23 protein-coding genes are annotated in these 25,501 nt (G+C 29.7%); all 23 read left to right on the forward strand.

Going from position 1 to position 25,501, the window contains the following annotated elements:
* The first annotated feature begins 55 nt into the window (after window positions 1–55).
* The 23 genes from QWY91_RS04830 (at window position 56) to QWY91_RS04940 (ending at window position 24,919) form a co-directional block, all read left to right on the forward strand.
* Entirely contained in the window at window positions 56–565 is a 510-nt protein-coding gene (locus tag QWY91_RS04830) for a hypothetical protein (protein WP_290232213.1), read from the forward strand.
* A 267-nt stretch (window positions 566–832) separates the two neighbouring features.
* The gene (locus tag QWY91_RS04835; RefSeq protein WP_290232215.1) at window positions 833–1,399 is read left to right on the forward strand and encodes a hypothetical protein; all 567 of its coding nucleotides are present in this window, start codon (window positions 833–835) and stop codon (window positions 1,397–1,399) included.
* Window positions 1,400–1,481: 82 nt separating this feature from the next.
* Window positions 1,482–2,531, forward strand: coding sequence for a hypothetical protein (locus QWY91_RS04840; protein WP_290232217.1), 1,050 nt, complete (start codon window positions 1,482–1,484; stop codon window positions 2,529–2,531).
* A gap of 338 nt (window positions 2,532–2,869) precedes the next feature.
* Window positions 2,870–3,832: a hypothetical protein gene (locus tag QWY91_RS04845; RefSeq protein WP_290232219.1), complete on the forward strand. Its 963-nt coding sequence runs from the start codon at window positions 2,870–2,872 to the stop codon at window positions 3,830–3,832.
* Window positions 3,829–4,326 (forward strand): ASCH domain-containing protein, encoded by a 498-nt coding sequence (locus QWY91_RS04850; protein ID WP_290232221.1) that lies wholly within the window; start codon window positions 3,829–3,831, stop codon window positions 4,324–4,326. The genes QWY91_RS04845 and QWY91_RS04850 overlap by 4 nt, the downstream gene beginning before the upstream one ends.
* Before the next feature lie 185 nt (window positions 4,327–4,511).
* A complete protein-coding gene (locus QWY91_RS04855) occupies window positions 4,512–5,399 on the forward strand; it encodes a YDG/SRA domain-containing protein (RefSeq protein WP_290232223.1) in 888 nt (295 codons plus the stop codon).
* Between the two features lie 845 nt (window positions 5,400–6,244).
* Window positions 6,245–8,308 carry a hypothetical protein gene (locus QWY91_RS04860; protein ID WP_290232225.1) on the forward strand — a complete coding sequence of 688 codons (2,064 nt, stop codon included), beginning with the start codon at window positions 6,245–6,247 and terminating at the stop codon, window positions 8,306–8,308.
* A gap of 870 nt (window positions 8,309–9,178) precedes the next feature.
* Complete coding sequence (locus QWY91_RS04865; protein ID WP_290230444.1) at window positions 9,179–9,568, forward strand: DNA-binding protein; 390 nt, start codon at window positions 9,179–9,181, stop codon at window positions 9,566–9,568.
* Window positions 9,565–10,431 carry an IS3 family transposase gene (locus QWY91_RS04870; protein ID WP_290232227.1) on the forward strand — a complete coding sequence of 289 codons (867 nt, stop codon included), beginning with the start codon at window positions 9,565–9,567 and terminating at the stop codon, window positions 10,429–10,431. The genes QWY91_RS04865 and QWY91_RS04870 overlap by 4 nt, the downstream gene beginning before the upstream one ends.
* 62 nt (window positions 10,432–10,493) lie before the next feature.
* Complete coding sequence (locus QWY91_RS04875) at window positions 10,494–11,762, forward strand: chloride channel protein (RefSeq protein ID WP_290232229.1); 1,269 nt, start codon at window positions 10,494–10,496, stop codon at window positions 11,760–11,762.
* Between the two features lie 247 nt (window positions 11,763–12,009).
* Window positions 12,010–12,939, forward strand: coding sequence for an alpha/beta hydrolase family protein (locus QWY91_RS04880; RefSeq protein WP_290232231.1), 930 nt, complete (start codon window positions 12,010–12,012; stop codon window positions 12,937–12,939).
* Window positions 12,940–13,176: 237 nt separating this feature from the next.
* Window positions 13,177–13,878 carry a serine hydrolase domain-containing protein gene (locus tag QWY91_RS04885; RefSeq protein ID WP_290232233.1) on the forward strand — a complete coding sequence of 234 codons (702 nt, stop codon included), beginning with the start codon at window positions 13,177–13,179 and terminating at the stop codon, window positions 13,876–13,878.
* Complete coding sequence (locus QWY91_RS04890; RefSeq protein WP_290232235.1) at window positions 13,859–14,338, forward strand: hypothetical protein; 480 nt, start codon at window positions 13,859–13,861, stop codon at window positions 14,336–14,338. The genes QWY91_RS04885 and QWY91_RS04890 overlap by 20 nt, the downstream gene beginning before the upstream one ends.
* Window positions 14,339–14,485: 147 nt before the next feature.
* Window positions 14,486–14,881: a hypothetical protein gene (locus QWY91_RS04895; protein WP_290232236.1), complete on the forward strand. Its 396-nt coding sequence runs from the start codon at window positions 14,486–14,488 to the stop codon at window positions 14,879–14,881.
* A 2,352-nt stretch (window positions 14,882–17,233) separates the two neighbouring features.
* The gene (locus QWY91_RS04900) at window positions 17,234–18,232 is read left to right on the forward strand and encodes a glycosyltransferase (protein WP_290232238.1); all 999 of its coding nucleotides are present in this window, start codon (window positions 17,234–17,236) and stop codon (window positions 18,230–18,232) included.
* 235 nt (window positions 18,233–18,467) lie between these two features.
* Window positions 18,468–20,351 carry a hypothetical protein gene (locus tag QWY91_RS04905; protein ID WP_290232239.1) on the forward strand — a complete coding sequence of 628 codons (1,884 nt, stop codon included), beginning with the start codon at window positions 18,468–18,470 and terminating at the stop codon, window positions 20,349–20,351.
* A gap of 256 nt (window positions 20,352–20,607) precedes the next feature.
* Complete coding sequence (locus tag QWY91_RS04910; protein ID WP_290230450.1) at window positions 20,608–20,853, forward strand: AbrB/MazE/SpoVT family DNA-binding domain-containing protein; 246 nt, start codon at window positions 20,608–20,610, stop codon at window positions 20,851–20,853.
* Window positions 20,844–21,167: a type II toxin-antitoxin system PemK/MazF family toxin gene (locus QWY91_RS04915; RefSeq protein ID WP_290230448.1), complete on the forward strand. Its 324-nt coding sequence runs from the start codon at window positions 20,844–20,846 to the stop codon at window positions 21,165–21,167. The genes QWY91_RS04910 and QWY91_RS04915 overlap by 10 nt, the downstream gene beginning before the upstream one ends.
* A 263-nt stretch (window positions 21,168–21,430) precedes the next feature.
* Window positions 21,431–22,054 (forward strand): hypothetical protein, encoded by a 624-nt coding sequence (locus tag QWY91_RS04920; RefSeq protein WP_290230446.1) that lies wholly within the window; start codon window positions 21,431–21,433, stop codon window positions 22,052–22,054.
* 208 nt (window positions 22,055–22,262) lie between these two features.
* Window positions 22,263–22,652 (forward strand): DNA-binding protein, encoded by a 390-nt coding sequence (locus QWY91_RS04925; RefSeq protein ID WP_290230444.1) that lies wholly within the window; start codon window positions 22,263–22,265, stop codon window positions 22,650–22,652.
* Entirely contained in the window at window positions 22,649–23,515 is an 867-nt protein-coding gene (locus QWY91_RS04930) for an IS3 family transposase (protein ID WP_290230442.1), read from the forward strand. Before QWY91_RS04925 ends, QWY91_RS04930 begins: the two co-directional genes overlap by 4 nt.
* A gap of 84 nt (window positions 23,516–23,599) precedes the next feature.
* Window positions 23,600–24,265 (forward strand): hypothetical protein, encoded by a 666-nt coding sequence (locus tag QWY91_RS04935; protein ID WP_290230440.1) that lies wholly within the window; start codon window positions 23,600–23,602, stop codon window positions 24,263–24,265.
* 204 nt (window positions 24,266–24,469) lie between these two features.
* On the forward strand, window positions 24,470–24,919 hold the full coding sequence (locus tag QWY91_RS04940) for a hypothetical protein (RefSeq protein WP_290230438.1): 450 nt from the start codon (window positions 24,470–24,472) through the stop codon (window positions 24,917–24,919).
* Window positions 24,920–25,501 lie beyond the last annotated feature (582 nt).

Consider the following 25,501-nt stretch of genomic DNA (forward strand, 5'->3'; position numbering starts at 1 on the left):
AAAATTGAACCAAAAATCGTCAACCTATTTCAGTATAATACAAAACCGACCGAAATTGACTAAAAAAGAACCTAAAGAAATATTTTACAAATCACTTATTGCATGTATTGCCATTATCGGATTTGGAATTTATTTATCAATTAGAGGAAGTAAAGAGAAAACTGAATTTGAAAATGTTACTGGAAAAATAGATTATTTCGACAAAACATTTCAAGAAATAAATTATAGAAATAAAGGAAACCATCGATTTATACATATCGCTGATTTTCCTCTTGTGTTTGACATATTTGTTGGAAAAGAAACTGGAGATTTCAGCCCAAAATTTGAACAATTGGACAAACTTAAAGTTGGAGATAAAATAACTATTTATCTCGCTGACAAAACACCTTTACAACGGAATAGAGATTTAAGATTAAATAAAACAGTCCAATTTATTGACAAAGATGGAGAAGCATATTTTATTCGCGGGAATAAAGATAAGTATGGTGGTTATTTTCTTTGCGGAATTGGAATTTTACTCACAATTACACTTCTGATTTTGAAACAGGTCGGAAAAATAAAATAATAAAAACGTTGGGTAACACCGTGTATAATTAATTGCTTTGGCAAGTGCTTATTTGGAAAATTCCTTCGGAATTTTCTCGCGTTCGTTTTTGTTTACTAAATTAGTTGCTTAAACACGCAACTAACCATACACAAACACGTTGCCACCAACATTAAAAAAGCGATTTAAATTTTAATAAGTAAAAAATATCAATTTTGATTATTCGAAAATAGAGATCTGTAGCCAATTATTTTCAGAAAAAATCAAAACTTTAAAAATTTCAATACAATGAAAAAGTATACAATTTTAGCAATCACAATTCTGTTGAATATGAATTTGTTGGCTCAAATGAAAATAGAAAAAAACCAAAATGATTTACATCAGAAAAATGAAAATTTCATTAAAACATATAGAATTTTTCCAACCGTAAACATGTGGTATTTTATCAAATTGAATACACGAACTGGACAAATGTGGCAAATTAAATTTGATCAAAAAGAAACAAAACAATTAGATATACCTTTGAATACTTTATCATTAATAAAGAAAGAATATGAAGTGGATAATAGGTTCATACTATATCCAACTAAAAATAATTCCAATTACTTACTTCTAGACCAAATAAATGGTAAAATATGGCAACTTAATTGGGATACGAGACCTGAAAAAAATAGGATTACCTCTCTAAACAGCTTTTCTCTCATTGAGAAGCAAAATACAATCGACAATAGGTTTATTCTCTATCCGACTAAAAATAATTGGAATTACTTACTTCTTGATAAAATAAACGGTAATCTTTGGCAAGTTCACTGGTCAACCAAACCGGAAGAAGGAGAATTAATATCTATTAAATAATTAGCTATAAAATACGAAAACCGAACAATAGCTCTAAACTTATCAAACCAATAGAAACAGACAAATTCAGCCAAAATATAATATGAAGAGTAAATTTATTATTATCGCTATGCTATTAATAGCACTCTCTGGTTATTCGCAGATTCAATTTGTAAATAAGACATCCAGCGAACCTATTCCAAATGTAAAAGTCTTTAATAAAGATGGAAAAATATTGTCTGTCAGTAACTCTAATGGAATAAGTCGATTTAAAAAAAATGAACTTTTAAAAAATGATACTGTTAATATTTTTCATTCAAATTTTGAAATTAAATACTTGCCATATAAAGATTTATTAAAAAAAGACAGATTCTTATTGTCCCCTTCTGATTATGAAAATTTACAAGAGGTAGTTATAACTTCCAAGAATCCACGATATCTAAAGATTACAGGTTATTACATAAGCTACCAACTTATTGATAATAAACCTCAATCTTTTTCTGATGGAATAATAGAGTACTTTATCGATACAAAGAAATCTAAAGTAAAAGATTACAACATTAAAGAGTCCAGAATTTTTAAAGATAAAAGCTACATAAGTGAATTAAAGAAAGCAAAACCAAAGGCTGTGAGTATGTTAGGATCTAATTTACTGCCTTTCACTTTCGAAGAAGAAATTTTATTAAGCGAGTGGAAGAATAGAGATGAAACTTTTTCAGAAATGTTAAATGAGGATTGGGTTGGCAATATTGAAAATGAAAATGATGGTTCGGTTTTAACGATTGAATACTATACGCCTGAAAATCCAAGAAAAATTTCGTTATTGGGTCTAAAAACTGTGATTAATCATCATTTAATACAGGAAGAATTTAGTTCAAATGAAACCAAAATTGCCAGTATAAAACGGGTTACTAAATACTTCAGTAGTGAAAGGGAAAAAAAAGATGAAAAAATTAATTATGAATTAGAACAAGATTTCTTTGTCAATAGTATTCAATATATGAATAGAGAAAAATTTAAATTAGCAACCGTTGATATAAGCCACGATACAAATACAAATTTCTCATCCGATTTTTGGACAACATTCCAGAGTTTTATTCCTCCAACTATACAACAGAAACTTTACCACAATATGGAATTGATCAAGAAATAGAAAGAAAGAAGAAAAGCTTTGAAAATTCAACCTGTTCTTGACTATTTATAATTGGAGGAGCGCAATTTTTTATTACAAGAGATCAAATTTTATTACAAAATAAACTCTTTTTCAAGAAATACGAACTAAATATTTGCCGTCCAAGTGAATTCATTACCCAACTAGATGAAAATATTCAAATTTCTAAATACAAACCTCAAAGATTAATTGGAACTAATATAAATTCTAAAAGAGTGACCAGTGAAAACATTGATTATTTCACAAATTAGTTTCTAAAAGCAAACGAAAGAAAAAATAAATTTCAAAGAATAATTAGAACTGCACTTTCATCTCCAAATTTGTATGAATTAATAACAATTTCAAAAGGAGATCAAATTTTAGCTTTTATAATTTTTGATCGTAGTTCAAATTTAAAGTTGTCCATACCCGTCTTTAGATTTTTAAATAGTAGTTTAAAAATCACTTTGTCTAAGCATCTTCTGTTTAAAGCTATTTTAGCTTCAACAAATGAAAATAGATCTTTAATTGAAATTTCAGAAAATTATCTTGAAGAAGATATTTTAAATTCGATTACGGAAGCTAAATTTATAAAAAAAGGTAAGAATTGGGAAAAAATAAATTTAAAAAAAATTGTACCATTCGACGAAATCAAAAATTTGATCTCAAAAGATTATTTCAAAGAATTTATAAATCAAATTGATTTAGAAGAAAATAGAGAAAATTACGCTTTTTTAAAAAAATATAATTTTGAAAGGCACCTATCCCCTATAAAAATTAAGGATTTAGATATTGCAACATTTATCATACCGATTAAACCTGTATGGGCAGAACAATTATTTGATGATCGGTCTAATGAAAAATTACGTTTATTTGAATCTAAAAATGAACTTTTATTAAATAGAGAAAATGTTTATTACAGATCACCATCTAAGCGATCATTATCAGCTCCTGCAAGAATATTATGGTATACCAGTGAAAATCCCATTACTAAAGAAAAAGGGCAAATCAAAGCAGTCTCATATATTGATGAAATCTTTATTGACAATTCAAAAAAACTATTTAAGCAATTTGAACAATTAGGCATCTATAAATGGAAAGATATTGAAAAAACATCTGACAAAAATAATAAAATAATGGTGGTTGTTTTTTCTGACACTGAGCTTCTAAATAGGCCAGTAGATTTAAAATTTCTTAGAAATTTATTTAAAGAAAAAGAAAGTAAAAATTTTATGGTTTTATCTCCAATTAAAATTAAAACTGAAACGTATCTTGCAATTTATAAAAGAGGTATGGAAAAATGAAAAGTGATATTTCGGTAGAGAGTATATTATTAATATCAGTAAAGCCAGAATTTGCTGAGAAAATATTGATTGGAAAAAAAACTATAGAATTAAGAAAGTCTACCCCTAAAAAGGTAAATAAGGAAAATTACATTTTGATTTATGTTACATCACCAATTAAAGAACTATGGGCTATATGTAAAATAAATAATTTAATCAAAGAGGATAAAAAAACTTTTTGGAACAAGTATGGCTCTAAAACAGGAATAACAAAATATCAGTTCAATGAATATTGTAAAACCAATGAAAATGCATTTGGAATAGAATTGAAAGAAATAAAAAATTTTTCTAAATATTCTATTGAGTTGAAAGATTTAAAGAAAGCGTTCCCAAATTTTATGCCTCCACAAACTTATTCCTATATAAAGAGTGATGAAATTAATTTTAGCGTTCTAAAACAGATTCTAAATAAAATTGATAAAAAGCCAGTTGCCAACAACGTATATAAAAAATAGCTGCGTCTTTTCTAAACTGTAAATTTTGGTATATTTGGTAAGTCGCCAAATCTTTTGATTTGGATTTTGAAAAGTAAAGTTAAAAACAAAATGCAAAAGTTTTGGCTTGTTCTAAATTGAAAAAATTGTGCTTTTTTAACGCTACTTTCCATATACAAACTCGTTAGCACCAATTAGAATAAAAAATGAGAATATTTGGAGAACTTCCAGGACTTTATGAAGGTGATAGTTTTAGAAACAGACTAGAACTTTCGCAAAGTGGTGTTCATAAACCTACTCAAGCTGGGATTAGTGGAGGTCAAAATGAGGGAGCTGATTCAATAATTGTATCAGGAGGTTATGAGGATGATGAAGACTATGGAGATATAATAATTTATACAGGGCACGGAGGAAGAGATTTATCAACAGGAAAACAAGTAACAAACCAAGAATTAGTAAGAGGTAATTTAGCTCTTGCTGAAAGTTGTAAAAATGGACTTCCTGTACGAGTAATTAGAGGAGCTCATAGAAAATCAAACTTTGCACCAGAAGACAATTATAGATATGATGGACTTTTTCGAGTAGAAGATTACTGGAAAGAAAAGGGTAAAAGCAATTTTATTGTTTGGCGTTTTAGGCTTAGAAAAATTGAGGGAGAATTAAAAAAGCAATCAAATGTTTTACAAGAAGAGCAAGCTGAATACAATTCAAAAGAGGATAAACAAACAAAAAGGATAGAAACTAGAGTACAAAGAATTGTTCGAGATACTATCCTTTCCAAAAAAATAAAAGAAAAATATAAATACACTTGTCAAGTATGTGACACACAAATTGAAACTTCTTCAGGTTATTATGCAGAGGCAGCTCATATTAAACCATTAGGAGCGCCACATAATGGACCTGATTCAGAAGACAATTTGCTTTGTTTATGTCCTAATCATCACGTGATGTTCGACTATGGTGGTTTTGGAATTCTTAAAAACTTTGAATTAATTGGAATTGAAGGGAAATTAAAAATAATGAAAGGTCATCTAATTAATAAGGATTATTTAAGATATCACTTAGAACACTTTTATGATGAAAAGAACAGATAAATAACTGGTGCTAACAACGTATATAAAAAATAGCTATATAGTTTTAAAACGAAAAATTCGGTATATTTGATAAGTCGCCAAATCTTTTGATTTGGCTTTTGAAAAGTAAAGATAAAAACAAAATGCAAAAGTTTTGGCTTGTCTTATGGCGGAGAATTAATCTCTAATTTCTACGCTACTTTTCATATACAATACCGTTGTAAAAAATAGCTCCAAACCAACTCAAATTCTTAAATGCAGAACTGACCGAAAAAATAATAATCAAAATTGGATAAAATCAGACTTAATTATTTTAGAATTTTAAGTGATAATAAACAGATCAAATCGCTCTCTCGTTTTTTATTTTTAATGTAAAATTAAATTTGAGCAGCAAAGCGGACAAAAATTAGAAAAAATATCAGCGCAAAACAGAACGCAGAAATAGAAACTTAAAATTAAAAAAGAATTTAAGTAATTAGAAAACTGTGTGTAAAAGAAGTACGCTTAACCAATCTCTGCGATTTAAAATTGGAAAGTTGTAATTGAAAATTAAAAATTCCGAAAACCAAAATGAAAAAAATATACGAAAAACTTATAAAATCAAGTGATTCTCTCCCACTCTCAAAATTTAAAAAACATTCTATAGAAATCTAATATTCGATAATTTTAAGCAAAAATTTAAACGGACAAAATAGTAGAACGTAACAAGCAGAACGTGTCGCTACATTTTACAACAACGTATAATAGCAATTGCGGCTTTGTGTCCTGCGGACACAACCGCGCAAGCATAAAAGTCAGGAATTTTAGCTATCTTAGTTTTCAACCAATCCGCAACTGACGATTATACGAAGACGTTGTACACAATTATGAGAAAATCATTTTACATATTACTAACCTTATTGATTTCAGGAAATATTTTCTGTCAAAATTCGATAATTAACAAAAGTGATATTCCAAAACTGGATTCAATTATAAATGACTTGGAAGGGAATTATAATCAAAGTTATACACCTAATTTTTACTCTCTACCACAAACAACAGCTACTTATTTTAAAATAATTACAAAAGAGCCAAACAATTTTCTATCTGAATTAAAAAAATCAGAGAATATTGAACAATTGCAAAATAAATTCAAAGGGTTACAAATTGATAAAGATTTATTAATTATAAAAAATGACTATTTAAATTACAAAAATGAAAAGAATCTACAGATAAAGTCATTTGAAATTGGTAAAAGTCAAAGACACATTATAGATAACCAAAATTATAGAATTGAAATCTTTTTAAATAAAAAGCAAAATAATAGAATATATTTCTCTTCTTACCAAGAAAAATGGAGTGAACATAAAGAATCAACTATAATAAAAGGTTTCTACTTAAATGATGAATTCAATTCAGTCGCTATTCCTAAAAGACTTTCAGATTGGATAAATTACACTGACCTAATAGTAAAACCGGAAACAGCTATTTTTTATGATAATGATGATAAGTCAAATGAATTTAGACCATATAAAAGAACTATTATTGACTCATTAGTGAGCTATTATGAACTAAAAACCAACAAACCACCTTATAGGAAAGAACAAGATTATATAGCTCGTAGAAACGAACTAAATGAATGGCTATCTAAAAAAGATAAATTTGCAGATAGCCTTTATACAAATGATAGTAATTTTAAAAATCTCTTATTAGGAGCTTTAGATTACGCAGAAAAAAACAAAGTCTCAAACGGAGATTTAGAGGATTTTACTACTCAACTTATTTCGAAAAAAAGAGCCTTAGAATTAATGAGACAAAACAGACAAGTGGGGTCTTGTAGTTTTGATAACGGACCGATAGTTCAACAAAAAAGAATTGCAAGTTTGGCTTCTAAAACTCAAAATTGGAATGTTTTTATAAAATCGTTCTTGAACATAATGAATGACAATGTTTCTAGAAATGCAAATAGCAATATTGCTTCTAACGCAAGAAAAACTTATATAGAAGAACTTGCACAACTCGATATAGATATTGATAAAATCTTATTGGGTTCTAACGTTAGAATTAAGGATACAATCCAAACCCACTATTTTTCAGATGGTAGTAAAATCGCAAAAGCATATGCTAATTTAAATTCTGACAAACAAGGATATTTTGAGAATACAACTTTCAAAATAATTAGAGACAAAGAAATTGATGCCTTCAATAAGCTTCATTTTTATAATACGCTTAAAAATTACCAATACTTTGTTAAGGACAGTATCAAAAAAAATCAATTAGAAAAATACATAGAAAATCTAATTCCATTTCTACCAAAAGAGATAAAATCAAGAATTGAAAACCCTAATAAGCAATTATACGATTTGCTTTTTCGGGAAAAACAAGCGTTGGATAACTTTGAAATCAAATCCTCAATAATCGCAAATATTTATTCTTACAGTTTTGACGGAGACTGTTGGCAAGCAAAACTTTTTGACAAAAACTCTGACAGAAAGATTATTTACGACTTGACAATGGCAATTGGAGAAGAAATAACGCCACTTCAAAATTTTATTAACAAAAAAAGCGAATTGAAATCTCGTGTTGAGGAACATTTATTCTTACAAAAAATCATCAACGATAATAAAGAAAATAAGGTTTACATAAAATTCACAACCGACAAGTCATTTGTTAATTACAGAAACAAAGTGACCGAAGATATGCCAAAGGAATTAGTAAGCGAATTAGACTTTGAAAATGCAATTTCTCTATATGTGTCATTTCCGAAAAGAAAATATGTCCGCTTTGTTTTATTAAATAATGGAAACTTATTGATGTTAGGAATACCTAAAGACATTGAATTACCAAGTTATAAATTCGAAGATTTAATGACTAAAGAAGAAAAATCATTTCTATCAACATCATATAAAAGCTTTAAATTATTTAATGAAAATGGAAAAATGTTGAATTAATAAAATAACTGTGTACAACAATGGCTATAAGTAATTGCTTGTTCTCGCCTTCTTCTGAAAATCCGCCAGGACTTTCAGCTTAGTGCGTACTTGCTCAAAGTTAAGTGCTAAAGCACGCAACTACTCATAGCCGAGACCGTTACCCAAAATAGCTCCTGACAAAACTGACCGAAGAAAATTTAGAATCAAAATTCGTTAAATTCAGAGTAAATTATTTTAGAAATTCAAGAAATAATCTATCAATCAAATCGTGCGCTGAAATTCATTTATATGAAAATTCTAATTTAAAAAGCTAAGCAACAAAGTGGATAAGGAATTAAAAAATATTGGTGAAATTGTAAAATTTGGCCGGCAATTTTTGGGATTTAACGCACTACGGAAAACTAATAATTAAAATAACTTCAATTTAAAATTCAAACTTAAAAAGCTAATGCTGCGCGGAACCAATCTCTCTCAGGATTAAATTAGAAAAATTCAACTTAAAATTTAATCGCAACGCTGGAGAAACTTCAATTTGTAAAACTCTCTTTTCAATTTGGACGCTCAAAAACCTCTCTCCCACTTTAAAAAATTTAAGAAGTAGAATCACATCTAAATTGATATTCGATAAATCTGACAACATTTTAAAAAAGGATAAGAACAAAAAATAAATCAAAGCGTGTCGCTACATTGGGTAACAACGGTTATAATTCATTGCGGCGGAATTTTCTACCGAAAATTCCAGGAATATTTGCTAAATTACAGTCGTAACCGAAAAGTCCTAGCGGACTTTTCCGCAACAAATCATAACCGAAGCCGTTGTGAGCAATAAGCGGCCGTATTTTCCTGAAATAGGTTGACTAAAAATTAAACCTTTTAGTACTATACCTAATGAAAGAACAGAATCAACACTGTCGAAAAAATTCCTACAAAAAAGTGGGCTACGATCTTAAACTGGTCATCATTGATCAGATACAGAATGCGCAGATTTCCATCAATCATGCTGCTCTTAAATATCAAGTTTCCAGAGCTTCCATCTATTACTGGTTAAAAAAATACAGTACTTTAGAACAAAAGAAGCAAGGGATGAGCAAAAAAGATGAAATCAAGAAACTAAAAGAAAAAATAGAGGAACTAGAGTTTGTAAAAGACTTCCAGCAAGACATTATTGCTGACATGGAGCTTATTACAGGAGTTGATATGGCAAAAAAGTCATTGCCCAAAACATTAGCAGAAGAGATCGAAAAAAAGAAACTAAACCGTTCAAAAGAAAATGGTTGATCCAATGTTTTGGGATTTCTAAACAAGCTTTTTATAAACGATTAAGATCTCAAAAGACCAGACAAGTTCAGCAACAGCTGATCATTCGGCTTATAAAAGAGTACCGAAGTAAGTATGGAATGCGTACCGGTGGGATTAAACTCTATAAGGAATTAAAGAATGATATGAACCGACTCGGTATTAAAATAGGAAGGGATAAATTCTATCGAGTAATGCGTATCAACAATCTTTTAGTACCTAAAACAAAGCGATTCCATATCACAACCGATTCAAAACATCGACTCTTTAAATACAAAAACCTGATAAAGAATAAAGTACCTAGTAGACCTGAACAACTTTGGGTAAGCGATATCACCTATATCAAAACACAGAGTGGCCATAGTTACCTGGCTCTGGTCACAGACGCCTATTCAAAGCAAATTATGGGGTATAAACTGGCAAGCCATATGAAAACCTCTCTTTGTATAGATGCACTTAAAATGGCGCTTAAAAATAGAAAATACAAAAATCAGAAACTCATCCATCATTCCGATCGCGGAATTCAGTATTGTAATCCACTATATACCGGCTTCGCTGAGCAAGAAGGAATACTTATGAGTATGACCGAAAAGTATGATCCTTATGAAAATGCGATAGCAGAACGCATTAACAGAACACTCAAATATGAATACGATTTAAAACGTACCATAAAAAATACTAAATTAGCTAAGAAGATAGTCAAACGAGCCGTGGAAATTTATAATAACAAGCGACCACATTTTAGTCTCAAATTGAACACCCCTAACTTTGTTCATTTGAATAAAAATGTAGACTATCATTCCTACAAAAGAAACAAACAAAATTTAGAAGTATTGACCATTTAAAATGTCGAAAATTGAACTAAAAATGGTCAACCTATTTCAGTATAATACATAGAAACGAAACAGTGAAATTAAAACGAAGAAGAAAATTAGTAACGTATTTAAACATTTTAGACCAACCTGTCCGGTTTAACCCTTTCGTTTTCAGTCGGACTTTTTTGTTATGGGCTTTACTTGGATTAATAGGTGGAATTATTGCAGGAGCTTATTGGATTGGACTTGAGTTTCTAACTCATCAATTAGCCTTTTTTAGTGGTTGGCAAGTAATTCCTGTAATGGCTATTTGTGGACTTTTAGCAGGTTTGATAATTCATTTCATTGGAGACCCAGGAGAAATACATTTGATTGTAAACAATATCCGATTTAATAAAGGAAAACTTGACCCTAAAAATAATCCTTCAATGGTTCTCTCTTCATTACTATGCGTTGCGTCAGGTGGAAGTCTCGGACCCGAAGCATCATTGGTTCAAGTAACAGGCTCAACAGGAACTTGGATAGGAAAACTGTTTCGACTAAAAGGAGAAGAATTAAGGTCATTAAGTATCGCAGGAATGGCTTCAGGATTTACAGCTTTATTTGGTGCGCCTTTGGGTGGTAGCCTTTTTTCATTAGAAATTCTTCATCACAAACACGCAGTTGAGTATTACAAAGCAATTATTCCTGCATTTGTTGCAAGTTGCTTTAGCTATTTAGTTTTCGCCTTAATCATTCATTTGGGACTTGGTCCTATTTGGGATTTATCTGCTTATGAATATTCAGGGATTTTTGATTTTGGCTATGCAGTTCTCTTTGCAATAATCGGAGCAGCCTTTGGTTGGGCTTTTATTTTTTGTACCAAATTTTTCAAATCAATTTTCGAGAAAAAACCCATACCAATTTACATCAAAACGCTAATTGGAGGAATTATACTTGGCATCATAGCATTTTACTTTCCATTAACCCGATATTTTGGACATCACGAACTTAACGAACTACTTTCAGGGAACTTTCCATTGACTATATTGTTTGCAATTTTAATTTTTAAAATTATCGCCATCTCAATAACGGTAACATCAGGTTGGAGAGGTGGATTTATTATTCCGCTATTTTTCGTAGGAGCTACGTTAGGACTAATTATCCATCAACTATTCCCGACAATAAATTTGACATTAGCGATAGTTAGCTGTATGGCTGCAATTAACGCTTGTGTAACTCGAACACCAATGAGTACAACTATTTTACTTGCAACATTGACAGGGTTTGGACATTTTATCCCAATCTTATTTGCAAGTTTAACAGGCTATTTTTTAGCCCCAAGAATTCCTTTTATTGGCTCACAAATGGAGAAAGAATAAAGAAATACGGCATACAACAATGTATATAAAAAATAGGCGAAATAATGGTAAAATCAAGGGTTTTGGCTCATATAAAACTTGGTGCTTAACCGAAAGTTCTGTACTTCGAAATCGCCTACTTTTCATATACTAAACGTTAGGGTTAATTAAAAAACATTTCGTCTTCGAAAATCAACAATTCGGAAAGAAAAAATTAAAAGAGATATTATCTAAAACTAAATTTGAGTTCACAAACAAACCAACCCAAATGAACAAGACTTTTAGAATTTTAAAAAAGATAATTTTATATACTTTCTCTATCCTTTTGCTTCTTTCAGTTGCAGGTTACATTTACCTCTATGTACTTCCAAAAGGACCTGAAATAACTGAAATCAAAAAAATTAACAGCGGAATAGACTCTTTTGTTATCTACGCTTATAAAGATAGTGAGAGAAAATCGATTAAGGTATGGACTTACAAACCTGAAAGTTGGAATGATAAAGACAAAGTAGTTTTCGTTATGCACGGTGGTGGACGAAATGCAGATGACTATCTAAACGCTTGGATTGAATTAGCTGATGAAAATAACCTTTTAATTATTGCGCCTGAATTCGAAAATAAGTTCTCAAAATACACAACTAACGACTATCAAGAGGGAAATCTATTTACCTTTTTCCGAACTAAAAACCCAAAAAGCGAATGGGCATACACAGTGGTTGAAAACATATTTGACCATATTAAATCGGTTAACAATATTACAAACGAACAATACGACATTTTTGGACATTCTGCTGGCGGACAATTTGTGCATAGAATGGTAATGTTAATGCCCGAATCGAGAATTGGAACGGCTATCTCTGCAAATTCTGGCTTTTATAGTCTACCAAACGATAAATTTGAATTTCCGTACGGTATTCAAAATACAGGAATAGATTTGCAAAAATCTTACAATAAGAGATTGGTTATTCTATTGGGCGAATTAGATAATAACCCAAGTTTAGGAACTTTTAGAACAACTGAATTGGCAATGGAACAAGGAGCACATAGATTGGAGCGTGGAACAGCTTTTTTTAATACTAATAAGAAATTGAAGAACAAAAATAATTGGACATTTAATTGGGAAATAGACACTATAAAAAATGTAGGTCACGACTACAAAAAAATGTCTGAAAATGCAATTGAGTGGATAAAAAACTAACCCTAACATTGTATATAAAAAATAGCGTAAGTCATTGTTAACACTGAGGTTTGGGTATTTTTAGAAAGTCGCCAAATTTTTAAATTTGACGATTTCCAAGTAAAAAGATAAATAGTAAAATTTAAAAATTCGGCTTGTGTTTCATCCGAAAAGTAACAGCCTATTTTCAGCGCTACTTTTCATATACAGAGACGTTGGCATTAATTTAAAAAACACAGAACTTAAAAAAGAGCAGATTTGAAGAAAATAATTTTGTCAATATTTATTACAATTGCAACAATATCATATGGACAGGAAACAGATAGTTTACTGAACAAAAAAGTTGACAATTATATAAACGAAATTTCGACTAAAAATGACATTCCTGGATTAGCATTAGCAATAATCAAAAATGGCAGTATAATTCACAAAAAATATTACGGATTTTCAAATTTGGACTACGAAATTCCAGTAAACGATAAAACAAAATTCCCCTTGTTTTCAACATCTAAAATATTTGCAAGTGTTGCAGTCCATAAATTAATTGAACAAAATAAGTTTAAGCTTGAAGATGAAATTGCACAATATTTAGATGACCTTCCAGAAGATTGGAAAAATGTTCAAATAAAAAATCTTTTATCGCACTCATCAGGATTACCCGAAATTGCAGTTTACGAAAGAGAATCTGAAGACGTTGCCAAATCAAAAGTATATAAAGACACCATAAAATTTGATGCAGGTAATAAATTCGACTATAATCAAACAAATTTTTGGCTGTTAAACCTTATTTCTAAAAAAGTGAGTAACAAAAGTCTTGCTGACCACATTATGGAAACTCAATTTTCAGCTTCTGATAGTTCTGCAATTTTTGAAGGGAACAGTTTGGCCGTACTAAAAAAACCGAGCAACTTCTTACAGCGATTATCCCACAAAAGGATATTTGAGAGAAACAGACTATAATAATCCCGAATATTTATATGGAGCATCCGGTTTTAATATAACTCTAAACGGATTTATTGATTGGGACAAAAAATTCGACAATAACCAAATAATCAAGAAGAGTTCCAAATCAAGACTATTTGAGCCTTTTGATTATAAAGATGGAAGACTTTATACCAATGGTTGGTATATGGACAAAACAAATAATAATATTTCCTATTATTATACTGGAAGTTTTTCTACAGGCTATAAAAAATACATTGAAAAGAAACTTACAATTATTTTTCTCACCAATGGTTCTCGGGAACTTTTGAGCGTTAATAAAATTATGAAACATTTAGCTGGAATTATAGATAGAGACTTAATAGAAACGGAAAAAAAACTAATGCCAACAATGTATATAAAACATAGCTATTATAGGCTTTCCGAAAGGTCTGTGTGTACTTGCAAAGACCGCCAAATTTTTAAATTTGGCTTTTAGTAAAATAAAGATAAAAGAAAAATTTAAAAATTCGGCTCGTGTATAATCCGAAACGATAGCGTCTTCTTACATGCTACGTTTCATATACGGAGACGTTGGCGTTAATTTGAAATGAAGTACATAAAGACAAACATATTGCTATTTTTAATGTTTATTCCATTCACAATTTTTGGACAGGAAAAAGACGGAGAATTTGTAGAATATGAACCGATTGAAATGTATAATTTGAGAAAAGCAATAATTAAAAAACAGAATTTAGACGTTTGGCCAAGTATTGTGGAAATTAAAAATTTAACGGAATTAAATACTAAAAGAAAAGACTCTCTGATTTTATTCATTGCCGAAACCGATAACGGAGATAAATTACGAATGACAAATTCATCGGACTTGAGCAAGTTTACGGAAATGGAATATAAGAATGATTGTAGACAAGATGGAACGATTTTGACCGACCTAAAACTTGGAAAAATTAACCTGACTGAAATGAAAGCGGAAATACTTTGTCGGAAAGAAAAATACGCTGAATTGAAAATTAAAAACTAACGCCAACAACGTATATAGCTCATAGCTTGGTAGTTGCTTAAAAGAAGTTAAGGAATATTTGGAAAGTCGCCAAATTTTTAAATTTGACGATTTCCAATAAAAAAAGTAAACAGTAAAATTTAAAAATCTGGCTTGTGCTCAACCGAAAATAATCGCTATTTTACACGATACGAGCCATATACAAGACCGTTACCTGTAAGCTGAAAAAATCGTCAACATTTTGAAATTTAGTTATTAATTAAAAAACCAAGCACATCAAATCTGGATGAATAATGAGGAAATAAAATATTCTATAGCGAATAAAGAGTTGAAATTGAGTAATTGGAAATAGTTTTCTCATTATGAAGTAGTTGGCTTTTGTTTCATAATTCCATTGACATTTACGTTCTTGCATCTGAAAGTCTATTTTGAGAATACGCTTAAACCGATAAAATCTGAAGAAATTTGGTTTTTATTATTCCAACTTTAATCGGTATTCTATTTTTTTATATAAAGAAAACGTCTGAAATTTAAAGAAGTTAATACCTCACTTAATAGAGCTGAACTTAATAAAATAATTGAACAAGTTGCGGATAAATTAGAATGGCAAATTATCTCAAAAAATTCAAATCGAATTGTTGCTAAAACTCATCCAAGTTTTTTTTCGGGAAGTTGGGGAGAACAAATAACTATAATATTTGATAAAAGAAAATTATTAGTGAATAGTATTTGCGACCCGGATAAAAGAAGTTCAGTTGTATCGATGGGAAGAAATAAACAGAACGAAAATAAACTGATAAAGGCAATTGAAAAGCCTACAGGTAACAACGTATATAAAAAATAGCTATGTCTTTTCTAAACTGGAAATTTTGGTATATTTGGTAAGTAGCCAAATCTTTTGATTTGGCTTTTGAAAAGTAACGTTAAAAACAAAATGCAAAAGTTTTAGCACTGTTCTAAAACTAAAAAATTGCGTTTATTTTTACGCTACTTTCCATATACAAACGAGTTGTAAAAAATAGCTCCCGAGAAGATCGCTATCGAAAACCAAATTGATCGAAAATGAGTAAAATTAGATAAATCGGATAATATTCTTAAAAGAAAACCGACAATTTTGTTGTTTAAAAACTGATCTGAGTAAAGAAAATTATATTCAATATTCGATAAAATCAGAACAAATTATTTAAAATTTAAACTGACAAAATCACGCTCTCAAATTCATAAAAATAAAATTATAACTTAAAAGATTAGCAACACCGCGGATAAGAAATTATGTACGAAATTACATAATTTGGACACTAATTTTCTTGCTTTTAACAAAACGGATATCTAATCTAGCTGGAAAACGAAAATTAAAAAAGATATAAAATTAGAAAGGACAATCATTGCGCGGAGCCAATCTCTCCTAGAATTAAATTTGAAAATTCAACTTAAAAATTTAAAAAACAACACTGGGTAAACTTTAAATTATAGAAATTCACCATCGATTTTAACGCTCAGAAGCTTCTCTCCCACTCTATAAATTTAAAAAAGATAAGATCTGATAGAAATTCATATTCATTAGAAAAATAAGAATTTAAAAATGTAGAAAAAAGGTAATATTGTTTATCAGAACGTGTCGCTACATTTTACAACAACGTATAATAGCAATTGCGGCTTTTTGTCCTGCGGACAAAATCGCGCAAGCATAAAAGTCGGTAATTTTAGCTATCTTAGGTTTTAATAATCCGCAACTGACGATTATACGAAGACGTTGTGAGCAATTTTTTCACGCAACCATTGATTCAGAAGCGCATCTTATATAAAATATAGAATATGAAAAAAGTAATTTTTCTTATCTCAATAAAGGACGTAGCCTTGCGCAAGTGTGATAGTTGGGGAATGACAACTCCTCAACCCAGGCTTTTCGATGAGATCGTATGAAATTGCACTTTCAAAGACGAGCGAACTCGTATAAAAGCCTGAGTTAAAGTAGTGGATTTTTTTGACAAAATCAAGTACCTTAATCACAATGGAGCAAGGATACGGACTCCCCTATCTTACTTTGATCCTAGAATTTTGTCAATAACTGCGCATATCAGTCCCGACCTTGATGAGAGCAATTATTGTCAAAAACATACCCTTTAAATGATTGCGCCGCGCTTACTCCGTAATTTTTTGAATAATTGAAATAGAATAACATAATGATCTTTAAAAGGCTACAGCTAAGGCCGGTTCAAAAAATTACTGCACACAACAGCGAATCATCGAAAATAGCCAAATTGATTGCTATTAGAAAAGTTTTAGTATTTTTACTCTAAACAGTGATATCAAACTAGCCAGTAATTAAATGGCTACTTTCGATATCCGCAGACGTTATATATAATTAAAAATATGAATATATTAATAGTAGATAATTCTATAATACCAGCTCTACTTTATGGAGGTACTCAAAGAGTTATATGGTCTCTTGGAAAAGAACTTGTAAAATTTGGACATAAAATTAATTATTTGGTCAAAAAGGGTTCTAAATGTGAATTTGCTAATATTATTAGTATTGATAATAACATTCCACTATATAAACAGATCCCTAAAGATATAGATATAATACATTTTAATTTTATACCAAAAAATTTAGAATTAATAAAAAAACCATATCTAATTACAATACATGGAAATACTAACAATGATTATTCTTTTGATAAGAACACTGTGTTTGTGTCTAGAAATCACGCTGAAAGACACAACTCTAACTCTTTTGTTTACAACGGATTATGTTTTAATGAGTATTCTAAACCTGATTTAAATTTAAAAAAAAATGGATTTCATTTTCTTGGTAAAGCTTCATGGGGTGTAAAAAACTTAAAAGGAGCAATTCAAATAATAAAAAAAATAGAACATGAAAAGTTAAATATTCTAGGAGGAAATAGATTCGATGAAAGAGTTCTAAAAATGGGATTGAATTACACTTTTTCTAGTAAGGTTAATTTTAAAGGGATGATTGGAGGAAAAGAAAAAGAACGATACCTAAACATTTCAAGAGGATTAATATTTCCAGTATTATGGCATGAACCTTTTGGTTTAGCAATAATAGAAAGTTTATTTTATGGCTGTCCTGTTTTTGGCACCCCATATGGCTCTTTAAGCGAATTAGTCATAAATGATGTAGGATATTTAAGCAACAAAAAAGATGAAATCGTTAATTCCATCATAAATTCTTATGATTTTAACCCAAAAACCTGTAGCGAATACGCTTATGAAACCTTTAATAGTAAAATAATGGCTTTAAATTATTTAGATAAATATCATATTGTTCTTAAAGGAGATAAATTAAATAAAACGAAACCTCAATTAAAAAAAGTTCAAGAAACAAAATATTTAAAATTTGAATAAAACTATATATAACAACGTATAAAATTAATTGCTGGTTTTAGTTTATTTACGAAAGTTTTCATCGATAATAAATTTGTGTTTTATTTTATAGCTTTAGTGTTTAAAACACGCAACTAATCTTATACACCCCGTTGGCATTCATTTTAATACACATTGCGAACAACAAAATTATAAAAAATAAACGTATTAGAAAAGAACCTCTATTACATAAACTTATTCATAAATATTAAATATCATGAAAAACTTATTTTTCACATTAATTACCTTAATAACATTCGTTGGATGTACAAATGAAGAGTATATTCCTTCTACTGAAGAGTATATTCCTTCTACAACTTCAAAAAACAAAGTCATTTCTAGTAAACAATATTTGAATTACCACCTTATTTCTCTTTACAAAGCTGGTAATTCAAATGATATTTACTATTCTCATTTTATACCAAAAACAGAAAAATGTGTTGCTATAGAAAAAAAAATAACTATTAATAATGTAGATATTCAATCAAGTAAAAGTCCTAGTCAAGTATTTTTTAATAATAAATTATATGTTGTTTACAAAGCTGGTCGTTCAAATGATATATACTACGCTTCTTTCGATGGCCAAACATGGACTGGAAATAATAGAATAAAAATTAATGGTAATAACATACAAACCAGTGAATCTCCCTCTTGTACTGTATTTAATAATAAATTATATATTACTTACAAAGGTGGTCGTTCGAATAATGTATATTATGCTTCTTTCGATGGCCAAACATGGACTGGAGATAATAAAATAAAAATTAATGGCAATAGTATTCAAACAAGTAAAACACCTTCTTCTGTTGTATTCAATAATAAACTTTACATTGTTTACAAAGCTGGTCGTTCAAACAATACATATTATTCTTATTTTAATGGCCAAGCATGGACTGGAGATAATAAAATAAAAATTAATGGTAGTAGTATCCAAACGAGTAAATCTCCCTCTTGTGCCGTATTTAATAATAAATTATATGTTGTTTACAAAGCTGGTCGTTCAAACAATGTATATTACGCTTCTTTCGATGGCCAAACATGGACTGGAAATAATAAAATAAAAGTTAATGGCAATAACATACAAACCAGTGAATCTCCCTCTTGTACAGTATTCGAAAATAAACTTTATACTAATTATAAAGCTGGTCGTTCAAATGATATATACTACGCATCTTTCGATGGCCAAACATGGACTGGCGATTATAAAATACATGGAATACAAACAAACAGTAGTCCTAGATTATCATTAAATTATTTTTATTTAAAACCATTTTTATCAAATTTACTTTCTATATCACCCATTTCTCAAGACGTTGTCTTCTCAAGCACTAAAGAATATCCTTATTTAGGTGATGCTGACGAGCATATCCAAGGAATTCAATCTGTTAACAATAATTCATTCATACTTTCATCAAGTAATTATAACAATAGTACTAAAAAAGGGTTAATTGTCCCTATTAAAAATGGAATCGTTGAGGCAAATAACGTTAAAGTAACAGATGGATATGGACATGCAGGTGGTATTCAATTCAACGAAAATACATTAGTTGTCGCTCTTGCTGAAAAAGCATCACCAAGTGGAAGTTCTAAAAAAATAATTAGGTTTTTTGAAAATAACCTTTCTAACATAACAGATTTTGAGTTTACCTCAAGTGACGCGCAAGCTGCTGGCTATATTGATATAAATACAACTGAAAGATTGATCATTGTAATTACAACTCAAGCTATGGATATGGAATATAAACTTTTAAATAAAGAAAGTAATACTTGGGTTTCTTTAACAGAAAACTGGATCAAATTCTCTAATAATGAAACTTTTGGGAAAACGCAAAATATTAATATTTTTAAAGAAGACGATATCTATTATTTAATAGGATCTAGAAATGCTGGGACCAATAAAGATGCATTGGATGTTTATACTTTTTCAATGAATAACAGTAAAATAACCGATTTTAATCTTTTCGGAAGTATTTTTTTAGATGGAAATAATATGAGAAATGCTGGAGGAATAAATATTAAAGATAATTCTGAAATTCAAATTACTTCATTTGGAAAAAAAATTAATAAAGGAATTAACAAAATACATACTTATACTAATTAACAAGCAATATTTTCTAAATCTTTAACATAATTTGAACTCTTAAAAAAACAACGAAATGCCAACACCGTATATAATTTATTGCTGGCTTTTTGCCTACTTGCGAAAGTCCTCGTGGACTTTCTATCTGTGATTTATTTGCTAAATTAGTTGCTTGAAACACGCAACAAACCATATACAAACACGTTGCCATTAATACGAAAAAAAACTTTGCGGGTCTAATAATTTGTAATAACTTTGTATATACATTAATAAAATTATGGAAACAGCTATTATAAAAATTGGAAACTCTAAAGGTCTACGTTTAAGCAAAACTATTTTAGAAAAATATAATATAAAAGATAAAGTAGAGATGATTTTGGATAAAGGACAAATAATCCTGAAACCAATTAGTAGCCCGAGAAAAAACTGGGAAAAAGCTTTTGAAGAAATGCGTGAGAATAATGACGATCGATTGTTATTCAATGATGTCTTTGAAGATGAAAATTTTGAAGAATGGAGTTAAAGCAATATTCAATTGTATTGGTAAATCTGGACCCTACAATCGGAAGTGAAATTAAAAAAACAAGACCTTCTGTGATTATTTCACCGAATGAGATTAATAAGTATTTAAGAACAATCGTAGTTGCCCCAATGACAACAAACCTAAAAAACTATCCGACCAGAATTAAAGTTAAGCATAATGGAAAGAAAGGGATGATTGCAATCGATCAAATAAGGACAATTGACAAATCGAGAATATTGAAAAGTTTTGATAAATTGTCGAAATCTGAAATTCAAAGTTGTAAAAATATTATAAAAGAAACTTTTGTGGATTAAAGTCGAAGTTTGGTGCCGAAAAAAGTACTAATGGCAACAACGTATATAAAAAATAGCTGCGTCTTTTCTAAACCGTAAATTTTGGTATATTTGGTAAGTTGCCAAATCTTTTGATTTAATTTTTGAAAAGTAAAGATAAAATCAAAATGCAAAAGTTTTGGCTTGGTCTAATCCGAAAAAATTGCGCTTGTTTTTACGCTACTTTCCATATACAAACTCGTTAGCGGTAATTACTCAGCAAAACGCATTGAAACTTTTTTAATATGAAAAACTTTTTTGAGAAAATAAATAGAAACTCGCTTTTAGCAGGAATTATTGGGACGATATTGTTTATATATTTTCTTCAGCCGATTTTGGAATTTGTTGGAAATTCGATTGTCATTTTCTATAAATCAATTTCTCAAAGTTTATATAATAGAGTTTTTGAAGAGATGGCTTTTGGAAAACCTGACTATGATTTCATAATAATACTATTGTTCAATGGAATAGTTTTAAGTTTTGCATTAGGTGCATTTATCGCAACAGTAATTCCTAGAAAAATAAAAAAAGAGGAAATAAAAGGAAAAAAGAAAAAGCAACAAGGAGAAAAAAATGAAGCGAAAAATAGAAAGAACTTGACTTTGAGAAAAGTTTTCTATGGAGTATTTTTCTTATCTACATTGTTTTTCATTTCACTTTCTTATATAAAACACACTTATATCCAATCTTTTGAACAAAAAATAAGAATCATCACACCTTATATTAACACATTGAATAAGGATATGTTAATATCGAACTTTTCCCGAATGAAAAACTATGATGACTACCAAAAAATAATTAATGAAATTGAAAAGATTGAAGAAAAAAATAATATCGAATTACCTAACACAACAACACATTGGTTTTAAAAAACTACCGCTAACACCGTATATAATTTATTGCTAGTTCTAGCCTACTTACGAAAATCCTCGCGGATTTTCTATTCGGTTTTTATTTGCTAAATTAAGTGCTTAAAACATGCAACAAACCATATACAAAACCGTTGGCAACAAGCTGAAAACACGTATTTTCCTGAAATAGGTTGACTAAAAATTAAACCTTTTAGTACTATACCTAATGAAAGAACAGAATCAACACTGTCGAAAAAATTCCTACAAAAAAGTGGGCTACGATCTTAAACTGGTCATCATTGATCAGATACAGAATGCGCAGATTTCCATCAATCATGCTGCTCTTAAATATCAAGTTTCCAGAGCTTCCATCTATTACTGGTTAAAAAAATACAGTACTTTAGAACAAAAGAAGCAAGGGATGAGCAAAAAAGATGAAATCAAGAAACTAAAAGAAAAAATAGAGGAACTAGAGTTTGTAAAAGACTTCCAGCAAGACATTATTGCTGACATGGAGCTTATTACAGGAGTTGATATGGCAAAAAAGTCATTGCCCAAAACATTAGCAGAAGAGATCGAAAAAAAGAAACTAAACCGTTCAAAAGAAAATGGTTGATCCAATGTTTTGGGATTTCTAAACAAGCTTTTTATAAACGATTAAGATCTCAAAAGACCAGACGAGTTCAGCAACAGCTGATCATTAGGCTTATAAAAGACTACCGAAGTAAGTATGGAATGCGTACCGGTGGGATTAAACTCTATAAAGAATTAAAGGGTGATATGAATCAACTTGGTATTAAAATAGGAAGGGATAAATTCTATCGAGTAATGCGTATCAACAATCTTTTAGTACCTAAAACAAAGCGATTCCATATCACAACCGATTCAAAACATCGACTCTTTAAATACAAAAACCTGATAAAGAATAAAGTACCTAGTAGACCTGAACAACTTTGGGTAAGCGATATCACCTATATCAAAACACAGAGTGGCCATAGTTACCTGGCTCTGGTCACAGACGCCTATTCAAAGCAAATTATGGGGTATAAACTGGCAAGCCATATGAAAACCTCTCTTTGTATAGATGCACTTAAAATGGCGCTTAAAAATAGAAAATACAAAAATCAGAAACTCATCCATCATTCCGATCGAGGAATTCAGTATTGTAATCCGCTATATACCGGATTCGCTGAGCAAAACGGAATACTTATGAGTATGACCGAAAAGTATGATCCTTATGAAAATGCGATAGCTGAACGCATCAACAGAACACTCAAATATGAATACGATTTAAAACGTACCATAAAAAATACTAAATTAGCAAAGAAGATAGTCAAACGAGCCGTGGAAATTTATAATAACAAGCGACCACATTTTAGTCTCAAATTGAACACCCCTAACTTTGTTCATTTGAATAAAAATGTAGACTATCATTCCTACAAAAGAAACAAACAAAATTTAGAAGTATTGACCATTTAAAATGTCGAAAATTGAACTAAAAATGGTCAACCTATTTCAGTATAATACATAGAATGTTTAAGACAGACAAGAGAAAATTAATTTATGGCAAAAAATAATAAGATTAAATTGAAGATAAGCCAGAGAATTAGTGATCATTTGATTCAAGGCTTCTTGATTTTTCTAAGTGTCTTTTTTGCTTTCTGGCTTACAGAATATAGAGAAACGCAAAAAGATTCTAAAACCCTAGAGGTTTCTATTAGATATATTGCTTCCGAAATACAGTATAATCACAATAGAATTGAATATATTTATGAATATCATTCGAATTTGCTTACAGAAATTGATAGCTTAGAAGGACAAAACGATTCAAATTGGATGCAATTAGACGGTAGTGACTTAAGAAACTGGGAAGGTTTACAAACGCCTATGCTCCGTTCCACAGCATATCAAACCTATCTCAACTCCAATATAATCGATAATGTTGATTTCGAATTAGCAAAGTCATTAACCAATATTTACTACGCACAATCTATTATAGAGGGATTTGACAACTCCATAATCGAATCTGCTATAACTGACACTGAAGGTTTAATGAGCTTGCCAAAATTGAAATATTTAACGCTAGTTTATTTGGGAGCTTTGCCAGACGTTATGAAGGAATATCAACTAACGAAAAGGAATTGGCTTGATGAGTATGGTTATGATATTGCCATTAAAAATGATAGCCTTAAAAGGGAAGTTAATAGAAGGATGAATATAACAGAATAACGGTGGGTAACAACATATAAAAACAATGCTTAATTTGTTCTCAAATCGAAACTCCCTGCTCGCTTGCTCAGCAGATTGTCTTTCGGACAATCACGCGCACCAGCTCGCACAGTTTTTATACGAGACGTTGTGCATAATTTTTAAATAATCACCCGAAAAGCTAATTAAATTAAAATTAATGTATCGCACAGAAAATAGAATATAATGGTAAAAAAAATAGACCGCCGTCCAAATATTAATAAGAAACTTCGAAAAGCATACGACAAACTAGAATCATTGAAAAAAGAAATAGAAAAAAAAGAAATCCCTGATGATATTTTAAATCAAATCAATCATAAAATTGAAAAAATAAATGATTTTGAAGGAAATGATAGAAAATTAGTGAAATTTATTGAAAATAGTTGCTCTGAAATTTTAAAAATGTTAAATAAAAGATTAGGAATAACTACAATAAATTATCACGAGAATAATTGGTTATCTATAGGAATAGGAGTATTTGGACTACCTATTGGTGTTATATGTTATGTCGTAACAAAAAATCCCGTTTTTATTGCTTTAGGATTACCATTGGGGATGTCAATTGGACTGACTATAGGAATATTAAAAGATCGAAAAGCTAAAAACTATAACAAACAAATACAATTAGAACAATAAAAACTAAGCACAACAATGCGTATAGACAATTGCGGCTAAATATCTAATCGATATTCGATGTTTTTAGCTATATTTATTTTAAGCATGAACAAACTTGCAAAACATCCCGCAACAGTCCATACTCGAAGCCGTTGCCAGCAATGCCTCCGAAAAACTTACTCAAACCGATGACAATTTAAAAGAATTGAAGGTTAATAGCATTCAAAATCTATAAAATTGAGTTTGATTTATTTAAATTTTAGTCAGTACTGAAATCCAAAAGTTGACGAATATAAAATAATCGAAAATACATATTCTTAGATTGTTTTTTAAAGAAAATATTCTGACCGAAATAAAAAGAAGAAAGATTTGAAATCAAAATAATAAATTCAGAACAAAAGAAAAACTTACTCAATTCTAAAAATGCAGCGCTGAATCAATCACTCTCTGAAAAAAATACAAAAAGCAAAAAAACAGAACCCGAGAAAATATAAATAATAAAATCAATATTTCTAAAGTTGACTTCTGCCCTATTTTATAAAAATTTATAGTTGAAATTCGATAGATAGATTAATTATTTTTAAAATGTAGAAACGGAAAAAA

This window comes from Zunongwangia endophytica, from assembly GCF_030409505.1.
GTDB lineage: Bacteria > Bacteroidota > Bacteroidia > Flavobacteriales > Flavobacteriaceae > Zunongwangia > Zunongwangia endophytica.

What these genes read in the sequence shown, in the direction of transcription:
- QWY91_RS04835 (WP_290232215.1), top strand. Translation starts at nt 833, where the DNA reads ATGAAAAAGTATACAATTTTAGCAATCACAATTCTGTTGAATATGAAT.
- QWY91_RS04840 (WP_290232217.1), top strand. Translation starts at nt 1,482, where the DNA reads ATGAAGAGTAAATTTATTATTATCGCTATGCTATTAATAGCACTCTCT.
- QWY91_RS04850 (WP_290232221.1), top strand. Translation starts at nt 3,829, where the DNA reads ATGAAAAGTGATATTTCGGTAGAGAGTATATTATTAATATCAGTAAAG.
- QWY91_RS04855 (WP_290232223.1), top strand. Translation starts at nt 4,512, where the DNA reads ATGAGAATATTTGGAGAACTTCCAGGACTTTATGAAGGTGATAGTTTT.
- QWY91_RS04860 (WP_290232225.1), top strand. Translation starts at nt 6,245, where the DNA reads ATGAGAAAATCATTTTACATATTACTAACCTTATTGATTTCAGGAAAT.
- QWY91_RS04865 (WP_290230444.1), top strand. Translation starts at nt 9,179, where the DNA reads ATGAAAGAACAGAATCAACACTGTCGAAAAAATTCCTACAAAAAAGTG.
- QWY91_RS04880 (WP_290232231.1), top strand. Translation starts at nt 12,010, where the DNA reads ATGAACAAGACTTTTAGAATTTTAAAAAAGATAATTTTATATACTTTC.
- QWY91_RS04895 (WP_290232236.1), top strand. Translation starts at nt 14,486, where the DNA reads ATGTTTATTCCATTCACAATTTTTGGACAGGAAAAAGACGGAGAATTT.
- QWY91_RS04900 (WP_290232238.1), top strand. Translation starts at nt 17,234, where the DNA reads ATGAATATATTAATAGTAGATAATTCTATAATACCAGCTCTACTTTAT.
- QWY91_RS04905 (WP_290232239.1), top strand. Translation starts at nt 18,468, where the DNA reads ATGAAAAACTTATTTTTCACATTAATTACCTTAATAACATTCGTTGGA.
- QWY91_RS04910 (WP_290230450.1), top strand. Translation starts at nt 20,608, where the DNA reads ATGGAAACAGCTATTATAAAAATTGGAAACTCTAAAGGTCTACGTTTA.
- QWY91_RS04915 (WP_290230448.1), top strand. Translation starts at nt 20,844, where the DNA reads ATGGAGTTAAAGCAATATTCAATTGTATTGGTAAATCTGGACCCTACA.
- QWY91_RS04920 (WP_290230446.1), top strand. Translation starts at nt 21,431, where the DNA reads ATGAAAAACTTTTTTGAGAAAATAAATAGAAACTCGCTTTTAGCAGGA.
- QWY91_RS04925 (WP_290230444.1), top strand. Translation starts at nt 22,263, where the DNA reads ATGAAAGAACAGAATCAACACTGTCGAAAAAATTCCTACAAAAAAGTG.
- QWY91_RS04935 (WP_290230440.1), top strand. Translation starts at nt 23,600, where the DNA reads ATGGCAAAAAATAATAAGATTAAATTGAAGATAAGCCAGAGAATTAGT.
- QWY91_RS04940 (WP_290230438.1), top strand. Translation starts at nt 24,470, where the DNA reads ATGGTAAAAAAAATAGACCGCCGTCCAAATATTAATAAGAAACTTCGA.